The organism is Stenotrophomonas sp. NPDC077659, assembly GCF_050268705.1.
Taxonomy (GTDB): Bacteria; Pseudomonadota; Gammaproteobacteria; order Xanthomonadales; family Xanthomonadaceae; genus Stenotrophomonas.
Genome location: NZ_JBNNHG010000006.1, coordinates 1 through 14740 on the forward strand (window position 1 = coordinate 1; position 14740 = coordinate 14740).

The 14740-nt window shown below is 67.7% G+C and carries 17 protein-coding genes; 9 read left to right on the forward strand and 8 right to left on the reverse strand.

All coding sequences use genetic code 11. From position 1 onward, the window contains the following. The 3 genes from ACQKDV_RS01845 to ACQKDV_RS01855 all read left to right on the forward strand — a co-directional run. Nucleotides 1-169 (forward strand): ribose-5-phosphate isomerase A (locus tag ACQKDV_RS01845; RefSeq protein WP_427782141.1); only part of this gene is annotated, 169 nt, incomplete at its 5' end. Nucleotides 170-190: 21 nt separating this feature from the next. Then, on the forward strand, nt 191-637 hold the full coding sequence (locus tag ACQKDV_RS01850; RefSeq protein ID WP_427782090.1) for a DUF192 domain-containing protein: 447 nt from the start codon (nt 191-193) through the stop codon (nt 635-637). 271 nt (nt 638-908) lie between these two features. Then, nucleotides 909-1754 carry a SirB1 family protein gene (locus tag ACQKDV_RS01855; protein WP_427782091.1) on the forward strand — a complete coding sequence of 282 codons (846 nt, stop codon included), beginning with the start codon at nt 909-911 and terminating at the stop codon, nt 1752-1754. Between the two features lie 36 nt (nt 1755-1790). Here ACQKDV_RS01855 and ACQKDV_RS01860 read toward each other — a convergent pair whose 3' ends face one another. Further along, nucleotides 1791-2015: a rubredoxin gene (locus ACQKDV_RS01860; RefSeq protein ID WP_427782092.1), complete on the reverse strand. Its 225-nt coding sequence runs from the start codon at nt 2013-2015 to the stop codon at nt 1791-1793. A gap of 33 nt (nt 2016-2048) precedes the next feature. Between ACQKDV_RS01860 and thiE the strand changes: the two genes are divergently transcribed. Next, on the forward strand, nt 2049-2675 hold the full coding sequence (gene thiE / locus ACQKDV_RS01865) for a thiamine phosphate synthase (RefSeq protein WP_427782093.1): 627 nt from the start codon (nt 2049-2051) through the stop codon (nt 2673-2675). 16 nt (nt 2676-2691) lie between these two features. Further along, complete coding sequence (gene hemL / locus ACQKDV_RS01870; RefSeq protein WP_427782095.1) at nt 2692-3981, forward strand: glutamate-1-semialdehyde 2,1-aminomutase; 1290 nt, start codon at nt 2692-2694, stop codon at nt 3979-3981. Nucleotides 3982-4105: 124 nt separating this feature from the next. On the opposite strand, the gene azu is transcribed toward hemL, so the two are convergent. Then, nucleotides 4106-4555 carry an azurin gene (azu, locus tag ACQKDV_RS01875; RefSeq protein ID WP_427782096.1) on the reverse strand — a complete coding sequence of 150 codons (450 nt, stop codon included), beginning with the start codon at nt 4553-4555 and terminating at the stop codon, nt 4106-4108. A 104-nt stretch (nt 4556-4659) separates the two neighbouring features. On the opposite strand from azu, the gene ACQKDV_RS01880 reads away from it, so the two are divergent. Continuing rightward, a complete protein-coding gene (locus ACQKDV_RS01880) occupies nt 4660-5268 on the forward strand; it encodes an HAD-IA family hydrolase (RefSeq protein WP_427782097.1) in 609 nt (202 codons plus the stop codon). A 120-nt stretch (nt 5269-5388) separates the two neighbouring features. Here ACQKDV_RS01880 and ACQKDV_RS01885 read toward each other — a convergent pair whose 3' ends face one another. Beyond that, nucleotides 5389-6615, reverse strand: a complete 1227-nt coding sequence (locus ACQKDV_RS01885; protein WP_427782098.1) for an acetylornithine transaminase — start codon at nt 6613-6615, stop codon at nt 5389-5391. Between the two features lie 63 nt (nt 6616-6678). Between ACQKDV_RS01885 and ACQKDV_RS01890 the strand changes: the two genes are divergently transcribed. Further along, nucleotides 6679-7551: an ion transporter gene (locus ACQKDV_RS01890; protein ID WP_427782099.1), complete on the forward strand. Its 873-nt coding sequence runs from the start codon at nt 6679-6681 to the stop codon at nt 7549-7551. A 92-nt stretch (nt 7552-7643) separates the two neighbouring features. Here the strand turns inward: ACQKDV_RS01890 and ACQKDV_RS01895 are convergent, their stop codons facing one another. From ACQKDV_RS01895 to ACQKDV_RS01905, 3 genes are all read right to left on the reverse strand, one after another. Further along, nucleotides 7644-8594 (reverse strand): YiiG family protein, encoded by a 951-nt coding sequence (locus ACQKDV_RS01895; protein ID WP_427782100.1) that lies wholly within the window; start codon nt 8592-8594, stop codon nt 7644-7646. A gap of 34 nt (nt 8595-8628) precedes the next feature. Continuing rightward, entirely contained in the window at nt 8629-9618 is a 990-nt protein-coding gene (locus ACQKDV_RS01900) for a YiiG family protein (protein WP_427782101.1), read from the reverse strand. Between the two features lie 110 nt (nt 9619-9728). Then, on the reverse strand, nt 9729-10571 hold the full coding sequence (locus ACQKDV_RS01905) for an SDR family oxidoreductase (RefSeq protein WP_427782102.1): 843 nt from the start codon (nt 10569-10571) through the stop codon (nt 9729-9731). Between the two features lie 84 nt (nt 10572-10655). On the opposite strand from ACQKDV_RS01905, the gene ACQKDV_RS01910 reads away from it, so the two are divergent. Beyond that, a complete protein-coding gene (locus tag ACQKDV_RS01910) occupies nt 10656-11333 on the forward strand; it encodes a hypothetical protein (protein WP_427782103.1) in 678 nt (225 codons plus the stop codon). A 38-nt stretch (nt 11334-11371) separates the two neighbouring features. On the opposite strand, the gene ACQKDV_RS01915 is transcribed toward ACQKDV_RS01910, so the two are convergent. Next, nucleotides 11372-11878: a DUF2867 domain-containing protein gene (locus tag ACQKDV_RS01915; RefSeq protein WP_427782104.1), complete on the reverse strand. Its 507-nt coding sequence runs from the start codon at nt 11876-11878 to the stop codon at nt 11372-11374. Beyond that, nucleotides 11875-12537, reverse strand: coding sequence for a serine/threonine-protein kinase (locus tag ACQKDV_RS01920; protein ID WP_427782105.1), 663 nt, complete (start codon nt 12535-12537; stop codon nt 11875-11877). Before ACQKDV_RS01920 ends, ACQKDV_RS01915 begins: the two co-directional genes overlap by 4 nt. An 85-nt stretch (nt 12538-12622) precedes the next feature. Between ACQKDV_RS01920 and ACQKDV_RS01925 the strand changes: the two genes are divergently transcribed. Further along, the gene (locus tag ACQKDV_RS01925) at nt 12623-14617 is read left to right on the forward strand and encodes a VTT domain-containing protein (protein ID WP_427782106.1); all 1995 of its coding nucleotides are present in this window, start codon (nt 12623-12625) and stop codon (nt 14615-14617) included. Nucleotides 14618-14740 lie beyond the last annotated feature (123 nt).

The following is a 14740-nucleotide window of genomic DNA, read 5'->3' on the forward strand; positions in this document are numbered from 1 at the left end:
TCGGCCGGCTTTGCCGTTGAAGAAGCCGAAGACGGCGCGGTCGCGTTGGGTCGCGGAAAAGCTGGAGCGCGAGCTCAACCAGCTGCCGGGCGTGGTCTGCGTCGGCCTGTTCGCACGCCGTCGCGCCGATGTGGTGATCGTCGGCGGCGAACCGCCGGTCGTGCTCTGACCCTTTCGAAGGATTCTGACGATGTCTCTGCTGCGTTCGCTGCTGATGCTTCCGCTGCTGGCCCTGACCGGCTGTGCCACCGATGCGGCCCGCCACTGGGTCGAGCTGGATGGCGCCCGCTACAAGGTGGAGCTGGCCACCAACGATGAAACCCGCGCGCGTGGGCTGATGTTCCGCGACCAGATGGCGGCCGACCACGGCATGCTGTTCATCCACGACCGCGAGGAAATGCAGGCGTACTGGATGAAGAACACCAGGATCGCGCTGGACATCCTGTACTTCGACAGCGAACGCAGGCTGGTCAGCCAGCAGCGCGACGTACCGCCGTGCTCGGCCGGCGACATGTGCCCACCCTACCCCAGCGGTGGTCCGGCGCGTTACGTGCTGGAGCTCAATGCCGGCCAGGCCGAGAAGCTGAGGCTGAAGGACGGCACCGCGCTGACCTTCGGCCCGGGCATCGAGAAGTAAGGTACGGCCGGGCTACGCCCGGCACCCGCCGAAGCCAACGCCGGAGCAACAGCAAAAGCCTCCCTGTCCATCGGAAGGCGGGGTGGATCCGGTGGCGGGGGACGCCGTAAACCCGTCCTTGAAGTGCCCCCCGCAACCGGACCCACCCCGCCTTCGACAGATTTCCGCGATCTGCGGTAGATCCACGCCATGCGTGGATGGGGGAACGATGACAGGAGGAATTCACGCGGCACCGCTTGAAACCGCCTGCGATTGCCGCCAGTCTGTGACCATGCAGGACCGGATCACACTCCCCGACTGGGATGCACTGGCCGACGTCGATGACGAGGCGCTGCCACTGCTGCCGACCGCGTTGCTGATTGCGCGCGATGAATACCCCGACCTGCAGCCCGGCGTGTACGAGGCGCTGGTGCAGAGCCATGTCGACCACCTGCGCGCGGAAGTGGACACCATCGAGCGCTGGCCGCTGAAGATGGCCGCAGTCAACCGCCACCTGTTCGACGAACTGGGCTACAGCGGCGACCACGACGAGTACTACGACCCGCGCAACAGCTACCTCAACCAGGTGTTCGAGCGTCGGCTGGGCAACCCCATTTCGCTGGCCCTGGTGCAGATGGAAGTCGCCAGGCGGCTGGGCATTCCACTGGATGGGGTGTCCTTCCCCGGCCATTTCCTGGTGCGCCTGCCGGTGGACGACGGCGTGCTGGTGATGGATCCATTCAATGGTGGCCGCCCGCTGGATGTGGACGAACTGCGAGAGCGGGCCAAGTCACACCTCGGCGGGCACGCCCCGGACGACCAGGTGCTGGCACAGATCCTCGACCCTGCGCCGACACGCGCGATCCTGATCCGCATGCTGCGCAACCTGCACGGCGTGTATGCCGAAGCCAGCGAGTGGGACCGTGCCGCGCGCAGCGCCGACCGCCTGCTGAAACTGGCCCCGGAGCAGGACGATGCCCTGCGTGACCGTGGCCTGGCGTATCTGCAGCTGGATCATGTGGCGGGCGCCCGCCACGACCTGGGCCAGTACCTGCGCCGCAATCCCGAGGCCAGCGACGCGCAGTGGCTGCGCGAGAAGCTGATCGACCTCGGCGGGCCGATGCCGCGGTTGCATTGACCGGTAGCGCCGGGCCATGCCCGGCGGCCCATTCGATCAATCGATCTCGATCATCTCGAAATCGTCCTTGCCGACGCCGCAGTCCGGGCAGGTCCAGGTCTCGGGAATGTCCTCCCAGCGCGTGCCCGGGGCGATGCCCTCTTCCGGCAAGCCGTCCGCTTCGCGGTAGATGAAGCCGCAGACCACGCACATCCAGGTACGCAAGGTGGTGGGGGTGGCGTCGCTCATCGGATAATCAGCACTGGATTCACGGGCCGCCATTGTCCCATCGCGGCCCACCTACCGGTAGCCATGATGACTTCTGCTTCCCCGGCGCCCCGCGGCGTCTACCTGATCACCCCGGATGAACCCGACACCGCACGCCTGCTGGCGCGCACCGCACCGCTGCTGGCCGCTGGGGCCACCTGGCTGCAGTACCGCAACAAGACCGCCAGCGATGCACTGCGCCTGGAACAGGCCGCCGCCCTGCAGGCGCTGTGCGCCGCCCATGGCGTGCCGCTCATCATCAATGACGACCCGTTGCTGGCGCAGACCGTGGGCGCAGCTGGCGTACACCTGGGCGGCACCGACGGCGACATCCCCAGCGCACGCGCCCTGCTCGGCCCGCACGCCATCATCGGCGCCTCCTGCTACGACCAGCTGGCCAACGCCGAAAAGGCCGTGGCCGCCGGCGCCAGCTACGTGGCCTTCGGCGCCTTCTTCCCCACCACCACCAAGATCACCACCAGCCGCGCGCATACCGGGCTGCTGCGGCAAAGCGCCACACTGGGCGTGCCGCGGGTGGCGATCGGCGGCCTGACCCCGGACAATGTCGGTCCCATCATCGATGCCGGCGCCGACCTGGTGGCCGTGGTCAGCGGCATCTACGCCGCGCAGGACCCGGTCGCTACCCAGCGCGCCTACCTCGCCCAGTTCGCGTAACGCCCAGGAAAGCCCCATGAACCACGACCAGTCCCACGCCCTGTTCTCCCGCGCCCAGCAACTGCTGCCGGGCGGCGTCAATTCGCCGGTGCGCGCGTTCAAGTCCGTCGGCGGCGAGCCGTTCTTCGTCGAACGCGCCGATGGCGCCTACCTTTACGACGTCGACGGCAACCGCTACATCGACTACGTCGGTTCCTGGGGCCCGATGATCGTCGGCCACAACCACCCGGCGGTGCGCCAGGCAGTGAAGAAGGCGATCGACAATGGCCTGTCCTTCGGCGCGCCCTGCGCGGCCGAGGTGACCATGGCCGAGACCATTACCCGTCTGGTGCCGTCCTGCGAGATGGTACGCATGGTCAACTCCGGCACCGAAGCCACGCTGTCCGCGATCCGGCTGGCGCGCGGTGCGACCGGCCGCAACCGCATCGTCAAGTTCGAAGGCTGCTACCACGGCCACGGCGACTCGTTCCTGGTCAAGGCCGGCAGCGGCATGCTGACCCTCGGCGTCCCGACCTCGCCGGGCGTGCCGGCCGGCCTGAGCGAGCTGACCCTGACCCTGCCCTACAACGATTTCGAAGCCGCGACTGCGCTGTTCGAACAGCAGGGCGACGACATCGCCGGCCTGATCATCGAGCCAGTGGTCGGCAACGCCAACTGCATCCCGCCGCGCGAGGGTTACCTGCAGCACCTGCGTGAACTGTGCACCAAGCACGGCGCGTTGCTGATCTTCGATGAAGTGATGACCGGCTTCCGCGTGGCCCTGGGCGGCGCGCAGGCGCATTACGGTGTCACCCCGGACCTGACCACCTTCGGCAAGATCATCGGCGGTGGCATGCCGGTGGGCGCCTACGGTGGCCGCCGCGAGCTGATGCAGCAGATCGCCCCGGCCGGCCCGATCTACCAGGCAGGCACGCTGAGCGGCAACCCGGTGGCGATGGCTGCTGGCCTGGCGATGCTGGACCTGGTGTCGCAGCCGGGTTTCCACGACGACCTTTCCGCACGCACCGCGCGCCTGTGCGAGGGTCTCGAAGCGGCCGCTGCCGAAGCTGGCGTGGCCGTGACCACCACCCGCGTGGGTGCGATGTTCGGCCTGTTCTTCACCAGCGAAAAGGTGGAAACCTATGCGCAGGCCACCGCCTGCGACATTCCCGCGTTCAACCGCTTCTTCCACGCGATGCTGGACCAGGGCGTGTTCCTGGCGCCGTCAGCCTACGAGGCCGGCTTCATGTCCAGCGCGCACGACGATGCCGTGATCGAAGCCACCCTGGCCGCTGCACGCATCGCGTTCAAGGCTGCCAAGAGCTGAGCCCACGCCCGGTTAGATGCCAACCTTGGTTGGCATTGCCGTGGCACGGCATCCACGCATGGCGTGGATCTACCAGGCTGCGCGCACCGTTCCACCAGTAGAGCCACGCCATGCGTGGCTGCACTCAACCGAAGACGAAGCTGCCCTTCATCATCGCGAAGTGCCCGGGGAACGAGCAGAAGAAGGTGTAATCACCGCCCTTCTGCAGGCCCTTGGTCGAGAACCGCACGCGCGTGGTTTCGCCGCCGCCGATCACTTTGGTGTGCGCCAGCACGCGCTTGTCGCCCTTCGGCAGGTAGCTGTCGGCCAGGGTCATCCTCATGCCAGCCATCGCCACCGGTTGGTAATCAGCGGTGCGGGTCAGCACCCAGTTGTGCCCCATGGCCGTGGCGGCCAGCTTGCCGGTGTGGCGCAGGGTCAGGTCCACTTCGCTGCAGTCGGCGGCCACCGTGATCTGGCGCGTGCTGAAACTCATCTGGTCGGTGCTGTCGATGCTCACCGCACACACGCGTGCCATCGCCGACGGCGCCAGCATCAGCGCACCCAGTCCCACTGCCACCGTCCAAGCCTTCATCGTTGCGTCTCCTGCAGGTTCAACGAACATTCTAGGCAGGGCCAGACGCCACCGGCTGCGACCGTCTGTCGCATGCGGCGCGCAGGATCGGGCATGCTGTGCATATGGAGATACGCCTGCTGCTGCTGGATGTCGATGGGGTGCTGCTGCATTACCAGCGATCGCGGCGCGTCATGCACCTGGCCCATGCCCTGCAGCGCAGCAGCGCGCAGGTGCAGGCCGCGCTGTTCGACAGTGGCCTGGAAACCGCCTACGACACCGGGGCACTGGATACCGCCGCGTATCTGGGCCAACTTAGCGGGGCGCTGCAGGCCAACGTGGACGCAACGACGTGGCTCGCTGCCCGCGTTGCCGCCTGCCGGCCACAGCCGGCCGTGGTACAGCGCCTGCTGGCCATCGATGAACACCTGCCGCTGGGCGTGCTGACCAACAACGGCCCGCTGATGACCCAGGTGTTGCCGATCCTTCTGCCTGGACTGCATGCCCGGCTGCAGCCGCGTGTGCTGTGCAGCGGCATGCTGGGCGGGCGCAAGCCAGACCCTGCGGTGTTCCTGCGCGCACTGCAGCGGCTGGACGTCGAGGCACGCCACACGCTGTTCGTGGATGACCTGTTCGTCAACGTGCGCGGCGCACGCGCGGCCGGCCTGCATGCCGAAACCGTGCGTGACGGGCGTGGGCTGGGGAAGGTGTTGAAGCGTTACGGCGTGCGCTGATCGCAATGCTGTAGAGCCGAGCCCATGCTCGGCTCATCGCGATGCAAGGCAACAGCAGCCGAGCATGGGCTCGGCTCTGCAGGAGTTCTGCGGCACCGGGATCCGATTCCAGCGCCGTGATCAGCGCGCGGCGACGAACGCGGCAATGGCCGCATGCAGGCGCTTGAGACCTTCGGCAACCTCTTCGTCGGTGATGTTCAGCGACGGCACGAAGCGCAGCACGTCCGGGCCGGCCTGCAGGGTCAGCAGGCCCTGGTCGGCGGCATGGTCGAGGATGGCACCGGCCTGGCCGGCGAAGGCCGGGCTCAGCACGGCGCCCAGCATCAGGCCGCGGCCACGCACGCCACTGAACACGCCGAACTCTGCGCTGATGCGGTCAAAGCCATCGCGCAGCGCCTTCGACTGGCGGCTGACGTTGGCAGCGATCTCCGGCGAGGCCAGCTTGCGCAGGGCCACGCGGGCCACGGCAGCGGCCAGCGGGTTGCCACCGAAGGTGGTGCCATGGGCGCCGAACTGCATGGTCTCGGCCACCTTCGGGCCGGCCAGCATCGCGCCGATCGGGAAGCCGCCGCCCAGGGCCTTGGCCAGGGTGACCATGTCCGGCACCACATCATCCTGCCAGTGCGCGAACAGCGTGCCGGTGCGGCCCATGCCGGCCTGGATCTCGTCCAGCACCAGCAGGGCGTCGTGCTGGTCGCACAGCTCGCGCACGCGCTTGAGGAAACCAGTCCTGGCCGGCATCACGCCGCCCTCGCCCTGCACCGGCTCAAGCATGACGGCGGCCACGTCGCCGGCAGCCATCGCCGTTTCCAGCTGCACTTCATCGTTGAAATCGATGTAGCGGAAGCCACCGGGCAGCGGCTCGTAACCTTCCTGGTACTTGGGCTGGGCGGTGGCGGTCACCGCGCCCATCGTGCGCCCGTGGAAGCTGCCGCGGAAGGTGATGATGACGCGCTTGTCGGCCGGGCGGCCCTTGCTGGAGGCCCACTTGCGGACCATCTTGATCGCCACTTCGTTGGCTTCGGCGCCGGAATTGCACAGGAATACGCGCTCGGCGAAGCGGCTGGCCTTCACCAGTTCCTCGGCCAGGTGCAGCGGCGGCGCGCTGTAGAAGACGTTGCTGGTGTGCCACAGTTTGCCAGCCTGTTCGACCAGCGCGGCCACCAGGTCCGGGTCGTTGTGGCCCAGGCCGCACACGGCGATGCCGGCGGCCAGGTCGATGAACTCGCGGCCCTGGCTGTCCCATACGCGGGCGCCCTGGCCTCGCTCCAGCACCACCTGGCGGGGCTTGTACACCGGCAGGTAGTAGTGCGACAGGGAGATCAACGGATCGGTAGCGGCGGTCATGGCAATGAGCTGGTTACGGGAACGCCCATTCTCGCCCCCCAGCCCCTGCGGCACAATGTGCGGATGCGCCCGCTCTCCGCCCCCCAGCTGAACCCCGCCACCGCCTCCGGCTGGCGCCGGACCTGGTTCGACATCATCTACCGGCATGACACGCGGCCGTCGCGCAATTTCGACCTGATCCTGGTGGTGGCCATCATCGCCAGCATCGGGGTGGTGATGATCGACAGCGTGCAGCACCTGCACGTGGCCTGGTCGGAGGGGCTGTACGTGGTCGAATGGGGCTTCACCGCCCTGTTCACGGCCGAGTACCTGCTGCGGCTGGCGGTGGTCAAGCGTCCGCTGCGTTACGCGGTCAGCATCTGGGGCATCATCGATCTGCTGTCGATCCTGCCGGCCTATCTGTCGCTGTTCATCCCCGGCGCGCAGAGCCTGCTGGTGGTGCGCGCCCTGCGCATCCTGCGCGTGTTCCGCATCCTCAAGCTGACCCGCTACATCGAAGAGAGCGGCATCCTGCTGCAGTCGCTGTGGCGCAGCCGGCGCAAGATCCTGCTGTTCCTGTTCACGGTCATCACCGTCACCATCATTGCCGGCACCCTGATGTACGTCATCGAAGGGCCGGCCAACGGGTTCAGCAACATCCCGGCCAGCATGTACTGGGCGGTGGTGACCATGGCCACCGTCGGGTTTGGCGACATCGTGCCGCAGACCGTGCTGGGGCGCTTCGTCACCTCGGTGCTGATCCTCATCGGCTACAGCATCATCGCCGTGCCCACCGGCATCTACACGGCCGAACTGGCCAGCACCATGCGCGAGGCCGAGCTGGCCGCGCGCCGGGATGCACGTGGCTGCCCGCAGTGCGGGCTGGAGGGCCACGAGCCCGACGCGCGCCATTGCCGCAAATGTGGCGGTGTCCTGCCGGATACGTTCAACCAGTAGATCCACGCCATGCGTGGATGAGAGCCCGCGCGGTGCGGATCAACGGTCCGCACCCACCACCTACCACCCACCACCTACCACCCACCCGACCCTCAGCGCATGCGGTTGCTGGTGGTCACCAGGTCGTTGTAAGCGTCCAGGATGTCCGACTGCGCGCCTTCAGGGGCCGAAGTGAGCCTGCTGCCCGAGGCCTTGCGCTCGGCGGCCAGACCTTCAGCGCTGATCGGCTTGCCCTGCTCGAGCCGTTCGATGCCTCGGCCGGCCTTGCGGATAAGGGTGTCGACCGAGCGCTGCACATGGCCCCACATCGGGTCATCCTTGCCCACGCCGGCCGCCTGCATCTCCTTCACCAGCGCCTCATACGCGGCCAGGCGCGCGCGCAGTGCAGCCACGTCCGGGGTATCGCTCTGGAAGGCCACCGCCAGCTGCTTGCCTTCACCCACCAGGCGCAGGTGGTAGTAGGCCGGCGAGCGGCCTTCGCTTTCTTCAATCTGCTTCAGTTGCGCGGCGCGGCGGTCTTCTTCGTTCTTTTCCAGCGCCACGTCCAGCGCGTCACTGGCCTTGAAGAATGCGGCGTAGGCCTGCATCAGCAGCGCATGCTGGGTGCGCATGCCCTCACCGCCGTCGCGACGGAATTCCTCACGGGTGTAGTAACCGTCGGCCTGCTCGATTTTCGCGTACAGGGCCTGGAAGGCCTGCTGGTAATCGCGCACCGGTGCATCCATCGGCGTCGCCGGCATCATCGCCAGCGCATCGGTGAGTGGCTGGCCGCAGAACTCCACGCGGTGCGACAGCACCGTGCCCGGCGAGCGCGGCTGCGCTTCCTTGCCGGTCGGGCCGGCCTGGACATCCTTGATCCAGCCGGTGTAGGTCTCATAGCCCTCGCGGATGGGCTGCTCGACGCCGTTGTAGCAGGCGATGTAGGCATTGACCTTGGCTACGCTGGGATCGGCCAGCGAAGGGCCGGTGGACTTGTTGCAGCCAACCAGGCCGGCCACGGCGCCGAGCAGCAGCACCGGCAGTACACGTACAGAAGTGTTCAATTCAGTTCCTTGCAGATAAAAGAAGAGCGCCGCCTTACTGGCGGTTGCTCTGGAAGACCAGCGAGTTGTATTCCTGCATCAGCTTGCCCGGCGAGCCCTGCGGAGCCATGGTGGTGTTGAGCATGCGCCGTTCGAAATCGCTGTACGGGGTTTTCTGTTCAACCCGTTTCAAGCGCTCCTTGCCCTCGCGGCGGAAATCCTCGGCGGTACGTTCGAAGCTGTTCCAGTCCAGCTTGCCCGGCTCCTGCTCGGCCACCTTGGCATGGGCCTCGTCGGAGATCGCGTTGAACGCATCCAGCCGCCGCCGCGCCTCGGCCACATCGAAGCTGTCTTCGGCCATCAGATCCATCAGCGCCTTTGCGTCGCGCATGATGGCCAGGCGGTAGAAAGTGCGGGTACGGCCTTCCTGCGCTTCCACCTTGGCCAGCTGCGAATCCTGCAGACGGTCGTTCTCGGCATCCAGCGCATGGCTGAACACCTCGCTGGCCTCGACGAAGGTGCCGAACGCCGACATCAGCGGCGCATGCAGCGCCTTGCCACGGGCGAAGCCATCGTCTTCATAGTCATTGCGCTGGTAGTAATCGGCCGCTTCATGGGTGATCGGCTGCAGCGCATGCAAGGCGTCCAGGTAGCCCTGCGCCGCCTTGTCCAGGTCGGGCAGCGACGGCTGCGCGGCAATGGCCTCCGGCAGCGCCTTGTCGCAGCCCTTCAGGTCATCGGCGGTCAGGTCCGGCGGCCCGATCGGGCGCTCTTCGCGACCGGTGGGGCCGGCCGTGGGGTCCTTCATCCAGACCGTGTACGGGCCGATGCCCGAATGGATCGTGCGGTCCACTTCGTTGTAGCACGCGATGTAGCTGTTGAGCTTGCCCATCAGGGCCTGGTCGCTGTCGGTGCCGACAGCGGCCGTTTCGCCTTTGTCGGCATTGGCGGCGGCATCGGCCGGGGCCGCAGGCTTGCCACCGCAGGCAGCCAGGACGACGGACAGCGAAGCAGCCAGGGTGGCCGCGCGAAGCATCGGTGGCATCGGGAAACTTCCTTGTTGGAGTGGGTGATGAAAACGGTTCCAGCCCAGCATTCTACCCAACCTCGGCGGTGGCCATCCTTGACCACCGCCTCAGAAGCGCACGCCGCCGATCAATCCAGGAACAGATCCGGCAGCAACGGCCGCGACGCGTCCACCGCGTACGCGGACAGATCAGTCACCCCCGCTTCGGCCAGCACTTCATCATCGATCAGGAAGCGGCCGTGGAAACCAGCAGCCTCGCGTACCAGCACCGCGTGCGCGGCGTCAGCCATGATCTGCGGCGTGCGGCAACCAGCCGCATCCACGCCGGGAATCATGTTGATCGCATCGGTGGCGATGACGGTACGCGGCCACAGCGCATTGACCGCCACGCCCTGCGGGCCGAATTCAGCGGCAAGGCCAAGGGTGACGAAGCTCATGCCCATCTTGGCCAGCGTATAGCCGGTATGCGGGCCCCACCACTTCGGTTCCAGGCTGGGCGGCGGGGCCAAGGTGAGAATGTGCGGATTGGGCGCCTGCAGCAGGTACGGCAGGCACGCCTGCGCGCACAGGAAACTGCCGCGCGAATTGACCTGCTGCATCAGGTCGAATCGCTTCATCGGCGTATCCAGCGCGCCGCGCAGCCAGATCGCGCTGGCATTGTTGATGAGGATGTCGATGCCACCGAAGGCATCCACCGTGGCGGCCACGGCAGCCTTCACCTGGTCCTCTTCGCGGATGTCGCACTTCAGGGCGAGGCCCTGGCCACCGGCCGCAGTTACCGCTTCGGCGGCGCTGTGGATGGTGCCCGGCAGCTTCGGGTTGGGCACCGACGACTTCGCGGCGATGGCGACGTTGGCGCCGTCGCGCGCCGCGCGTAGGGCGATGGCCAGGCCGATGCCACGCGAGGCACCGGTGATGAAAAGGGTTTTGCCCTGCAGACTGCCCACGTTCCACACTCCAGCGTATGCCATGAGCCGCTAGTATGCCGCGCCGACGCGGAGTTCACCGCGCGTTGACGATACTGGTGCCCCGGTCATACGCACGAGGTACACGCCATGCGCCGTTCCCGCCTGCTGCTGCCTGCCCTGGGCCTGGCCCTGCTCACCGCCTGCCAGGACCGTTCGCCTGAACCCGGCACCGAACCCGCCACGGGGGATGCGCCGGCCGCCAAGGCCGCCGATGGTTCACTGCGCTGGAGCGAGTCGGTGGTCTGGGATGGCGACCTCAACGCGTGCCGCCAGGGCGAGAACAGCGCCACGCGCGCGTGCCTGGCCGAAACGATGAAGTCTGCCGGCGCGAGCGCCGATGCCGTGGCCGCTGCCGAGCAGCTGTCCACCGGCGGCGAGCTGGCCTACGTGACGGCCTGGCATGAACACGATGGCCTGGGCGTGGCCACGGTGGAGTATCCGTTCCGCGCCAACACCAACGAAGGCACGCGCCTGGTGGATGCCGCTGGCAAGCGCATCGATGTCGACGCGGTGCAGCTGGACGACACCCTGCGTGCCGACCCGGGGGTACAGGGCGTGCTGGCCGCGCATCCGCAGGCCACGCCGTTCGCACCCGCACAGGCAGCCGGTACTGCGCCGCTTGATGGCGGCGGCATCCGCCTGCTGTACCGCACGCCGCTGCGCGACTGCCATGCCTGCCCGGATGTCGGCCAGCTGCAGATCGGTTATGACTTCGACGGCAAGCGCAATTTCATCGGCCAGCAGGTGGTGCCGGCGGCGCCGTAGTGCTGCAACGCCGCGTGCCCGCCGGGCACGGCCTTCAATCAGCAGTACGCCTGCACCTGCTTCTTCAGCAGATGCGGCACGATCATCCGATGCACCGGCGCCACTGGCAGCATGTACACGCGCCCGAACACGTTGTGGATATGCACCACGGTGGCCACTTCCAGCACATCGCCCTGCCACTGCAGCGCCAGCTGCACGCGAAGATGGCGGTCGTTGTCTTCCAGCACGATGGCGTCCTGATCCAGCGACTGCAGGGTGAAGATGCCCAGACGCTGGCCGGGATGAGGATCTTCAACAACCTGCACCGCCCGCAACGAGCCCAGATCTTTCATTTCCAGCAGGCGCATGCCGCGGTTGCGCAGCGCCATCAGCCCATCGAACCAGCCGGGAATGGTTGCGGCCATGTCGCGGTAGGCCTGCAGGGCCGAGCGCCCACCACGACGGGTCGTCGCCTGGCAGGCGTGCACGAAACCGGCGCCGGGCAGCTGCGCACGCAGCACGCTGGCCGCGCTCGGTGGCGCGGTCGCGACCTGCGCGGCGGTCACGGCTTCGGCCCCTGCCCTTCGTTGTCTTCCCAATGCAGGATGCGGCGGGTGACGAAGCGGTAGACCGGCTTGCCGGTGGCGAACCACAGCTCGCGCACCCACGAGGTGCGCTTGAGCACGCGCTTCTCCACCGGGGTAAGCGACTCGCGGCAGTACATGCGCTTGTGCTTGAGCAGGTGGCGCAGGTCTTCGCGGGCCAGCAGGCGCATCCAGCGCGAACGCGGGTTGCCGATCACCGCCAGCTGGAAGTCGATCAGCGCCGGGCGGCCGTCCTCGGTCACCAGCCAGTTGGCTTCCTTGGCCAGGTCGTTATGGGCTACGCCCCGCCGGTGCAACTGCTGCAGCAGCCGGCGAGCGGCACGGAACCAGGCCAGATCGCCACGCGGCGGCCGCTGGTACATGGCATCGCCGGCCATGAAGCTTCGGTCGAGATGGCGACCATCCCAGTCCAGCAGCTGGGGCACGTCGGCCATGCCGTGGATGTGCCGCAGCGCGCGTGCTTCGCGGCGGGCCAGCCACCACGCTGGCAGCCGCAACCATAGCGGCGTTGCGCCCAGGTCGCGGCGCACGAAGGGGCCCTGCGGCCCCTGCACGAGCAGGATGCGGCCGAAGCTGTCGGCCTTCAGGGCATGCGTTGGAGCGTCGGTCGGGTGCGGCATGCGCCCATTCTAGGCGATGGTGCCGGTTGCAAACGGTCACCAAGGCGCTGGGAACCAGTCACCTTCACGCCCCTATAATCGGGCGATGGACTCTTCATGGATCGACGCCACCCTCGCGTGGATTGCCGCCCATCCCGTACTCGCGGGCGCGGTTATTTTTCTGATCGCCTTCTGCGATGCGGTCATCATTCTCGGCGCCATCGTGCCGGCACTACCGCTGTTGTTCGCGGTGGGCGTGTTCATCGGCCTGGGCCAGATCTCCGGGCCGTATGCGGTGGCCGCGGCGGCGCTGGGGGCGTTCGCCGGTGATGGCATCAGTTACTGGATCGGCCGCCGCTGGGGCGACCGCCTGCGCGGGGTCTGGCCGTTCAGCCGCTACCCGCAGCTGCTGGACCGCGGCGAGAACCTGTTCCGCCGCAATGCCTTCAAGAGCATCCTGATCGCGCGCTATGTCGGGGCCATCCGGCCGTTCGTGCCGGCCATCGCCGGCATGCTGAAAATGCCGGCCAGCCGCTACGTGCAGGCCAGCGGCATCGCCAGCCTGTCCTGGGCGGTGCTGTTCCTGGCCCCGGGCTGGATCCTCGGCGAGGCCTATGACGCCGTCGCTGCCGTTGCCGGCCGCCTGGTGGTGGTGGTCGGCCTGCTGATGGTCATCCTCGGCCTGGTCTGGGCCATCGTGCTGTACGGCTACCGCTGGTCAGCGGCGCGCATGGACCACTGGCTGGCGCGCCTGCTGGACTGGTCCAACCGCCACCCCACGCTGGGCCGCTACACGGTGGGCGTGCTCGACCCAAAGCGCCGTGAATCGGTGCCGCTGGCGATGCTGGCGCTGATGCTGCTGTTGCTGGGCTGGGGCTGGTTCGCACTGCTGACCGTAGTGGTCGCCCATGGCGAACCGCTGGCCATCGATCTGCTGGTGCACCAGGCCATGCTGGCCCTGCGCAACCCGCTGGCCGACTACCCGATGGCGGCACTGGCCTCGCTGGGCGCCTGGCAGGTGCTGATGCCGGCTACCGCCGCGGCCATGGGCTACCTGGTGTGGCGCCGGCGCTGGATGGCCGCCGCGCACTGGCTGGCCGCACTGGCCTTCGGCCTGGCCCTGACCAAGCTGCTGGGCGCCACCGTGGACGTGGTGCGCCCGCTCGATGCCAGCAGCGGCTTCGGCTTCCCGTCGGTATCGGTGACCATGGCCACCATCACCTTCGGCTTCTTCGCGGTACTGATCGCCCGCGAAATGCCCGGCCGCACCCGCGTCTGGCCGTACCTGGTGTCGGGCATCGTAGTCAGCCTGATCGGCTTCTCGCGCCTGTACCTGGGCGCGCACTGGCTCAGCGACGTGGTCGGCGGCATGCTGTTCGGCACGTTCTGGCTGCTGGTGCTGGGCATTGCCTACCGCCGCCGCTTCAACCGCTCGTTCTGGGTGAAGCCGGTGGCGTGGCTGTTCTACGGCGTCTTCGCGGTGGCGGCGATGTGGTACGCGCCGCGCAACATTCCGGTGAAGCTGGAGCGATTTGAACCGGCACTGCCGGCACCGCAGGCCATCGACATGCAGGCCTGGTGGCAGCACGACTGGGCCACGCTGCCGGCGCGCCGCAACGAGTTCGACGATGACCAGCGCTGGCCGCTGGACGTGCAGGTGGCCGGCCCGTTGGCGCCGCTGCAGGCGCAGCTGGAAGCACGTGGCTGGACCGTGCAGGCACAGGCCGGTTGGGAAGAAGCGCTGCTGATGCTGGACAAGAATACGGGCGCCGACGACCTGCCGGTGCTGCCGGCCACGCTGGACACGCGCGTGGAAGCGCTGCTGATGGTGCGCCAGGGGGCAAAGCCGGATGAGCGTTACGTGCTGCGCCTGTGGCCGGCACCGGGCCAGCTGCAGCCGGGCAACGTGCCACTGTGGCTGGGCAGCGCGCAGACGCTGCGCTACGAGCGCCACTTCGAGTGGATCGGCATGTGGCACCCGTTGCGCGGCATCGACCCGGCATTCAATGCGGTGAAGGACGCCGTGCAGGGCATGCCGCAGCACGAAGACGTGCATGCCGAAACCGGGTTACCGGTGCTGCGGTTGAAGACGCAGCCGTGATGGATCGCCGGGCATGGCCCGGCGCTACCGGAACGTGCGGAGCCGAGCATGGGCTCGGCTCTACAGTAGATCCACGCCATGCGTGGATGGCCGTTCCCGTAGATCCACGCCATGCGTGGATGG

Bases quoted from the DNA above. Each gene is read 5' to 3' on its own strand.
- ACQKDV_RS01850 (WP_427782090.1), top strand. From the start codon at position 191: ATGTCTCTGCTGCGTTCGCTGCTGATGCTTCCGCTGCTGGCCCTGACC.
- ACQKDV_RS01855 (WP_427782091.1), top strand. From the start codon at position 909: ATGCAGGACCGGATCACACTCCCCGACTGGGATGCACTGGCCGACGTC.
- ACQKDV_RS01860 (WP_427782092.1), bottom strand. From the start codon at position 2,015: ATGGCGGCCCGTGAATCCAGTGCTGATTATCCGATGAGCGACGCCACC.
- thiE (WP_427782093.1), top strand. From the start codon at position 2,049: ATGACTTCTGCTTCCCCGGCGCCCCGCGGCGTCTACCTGATCACCCCG.
- hemL (WP_427782095.1), top strand. From the start codon at position 2,692: ATGAACCACGACCAGTCCCACGCCCTGTTCTCCCGCGCCCAGCAACTG.
- azu (WP_427782096.1), bottom strand. From the start codon at position 4,555: ATGAAGGCTTGGACGGTGGCAGTGGGACTGGGTGCGCTGATGCTGGCG.
- ACQKDV_RS01880 (WP_427782097.1), top strand. From the start codon at position 4,660: ATGGAGATACGCCTGCTGCTGCTGGATGTCGATGGGGTGCTGCTGCAT.
- ACQKDV_RS01885 (WP_427782098.1), bottom strand. From the start codon at position 6,615: ATGACCGCCGCTACCGATCCGTTGATCTCCCTGTCGCACTACTACCTG.
- ACQKDV_RS01890 (WP_427782099.1), top strand. From the start codon at position 6,679: ATGCGCCCGCTCTCCGCCCCCCAGCTGAACCCCGCCACCGCCTCCGGC.
- ACQKDV_RS01900 (WP_427782101.1), bottom strand. From the start codon at position 9,618: ATGCCACCGATGCTTCGCGCGGCCACCCTGGCTGCTTCGCTGTCCGTC.
- ACQKDV_RS01905 (WP_427782102.1), bottom strand. From the start codon at position 10,571: ATGGCATACGCTGGAGTGTGGAACGTGGGCAGTCTGCAGGGCAAAACC.
- ACQKDV_RS01910 (WP_427782103.1), top strand. From the start codon at position 10,656: ATGCGCCGTTCCCGCCTGCTGCTGCCTGCCCTGGGCCTGGCCCTGCTC.
- ACQKDV_RS01920 (WP_427782105.1), bottom strand. From the start codon at position 12,537: ATGCCGCACCCGACCGACGCTCCAACGCATGCCCTGAAGGCCGACAGC.
- ACQKDV_RS01925 (WP_427782106.1), top strand. From the start codon at position 12,623: ATGGACTCTTCATGGATCGACGCCACCCTCGCGTGGATTGCCGCCCAT.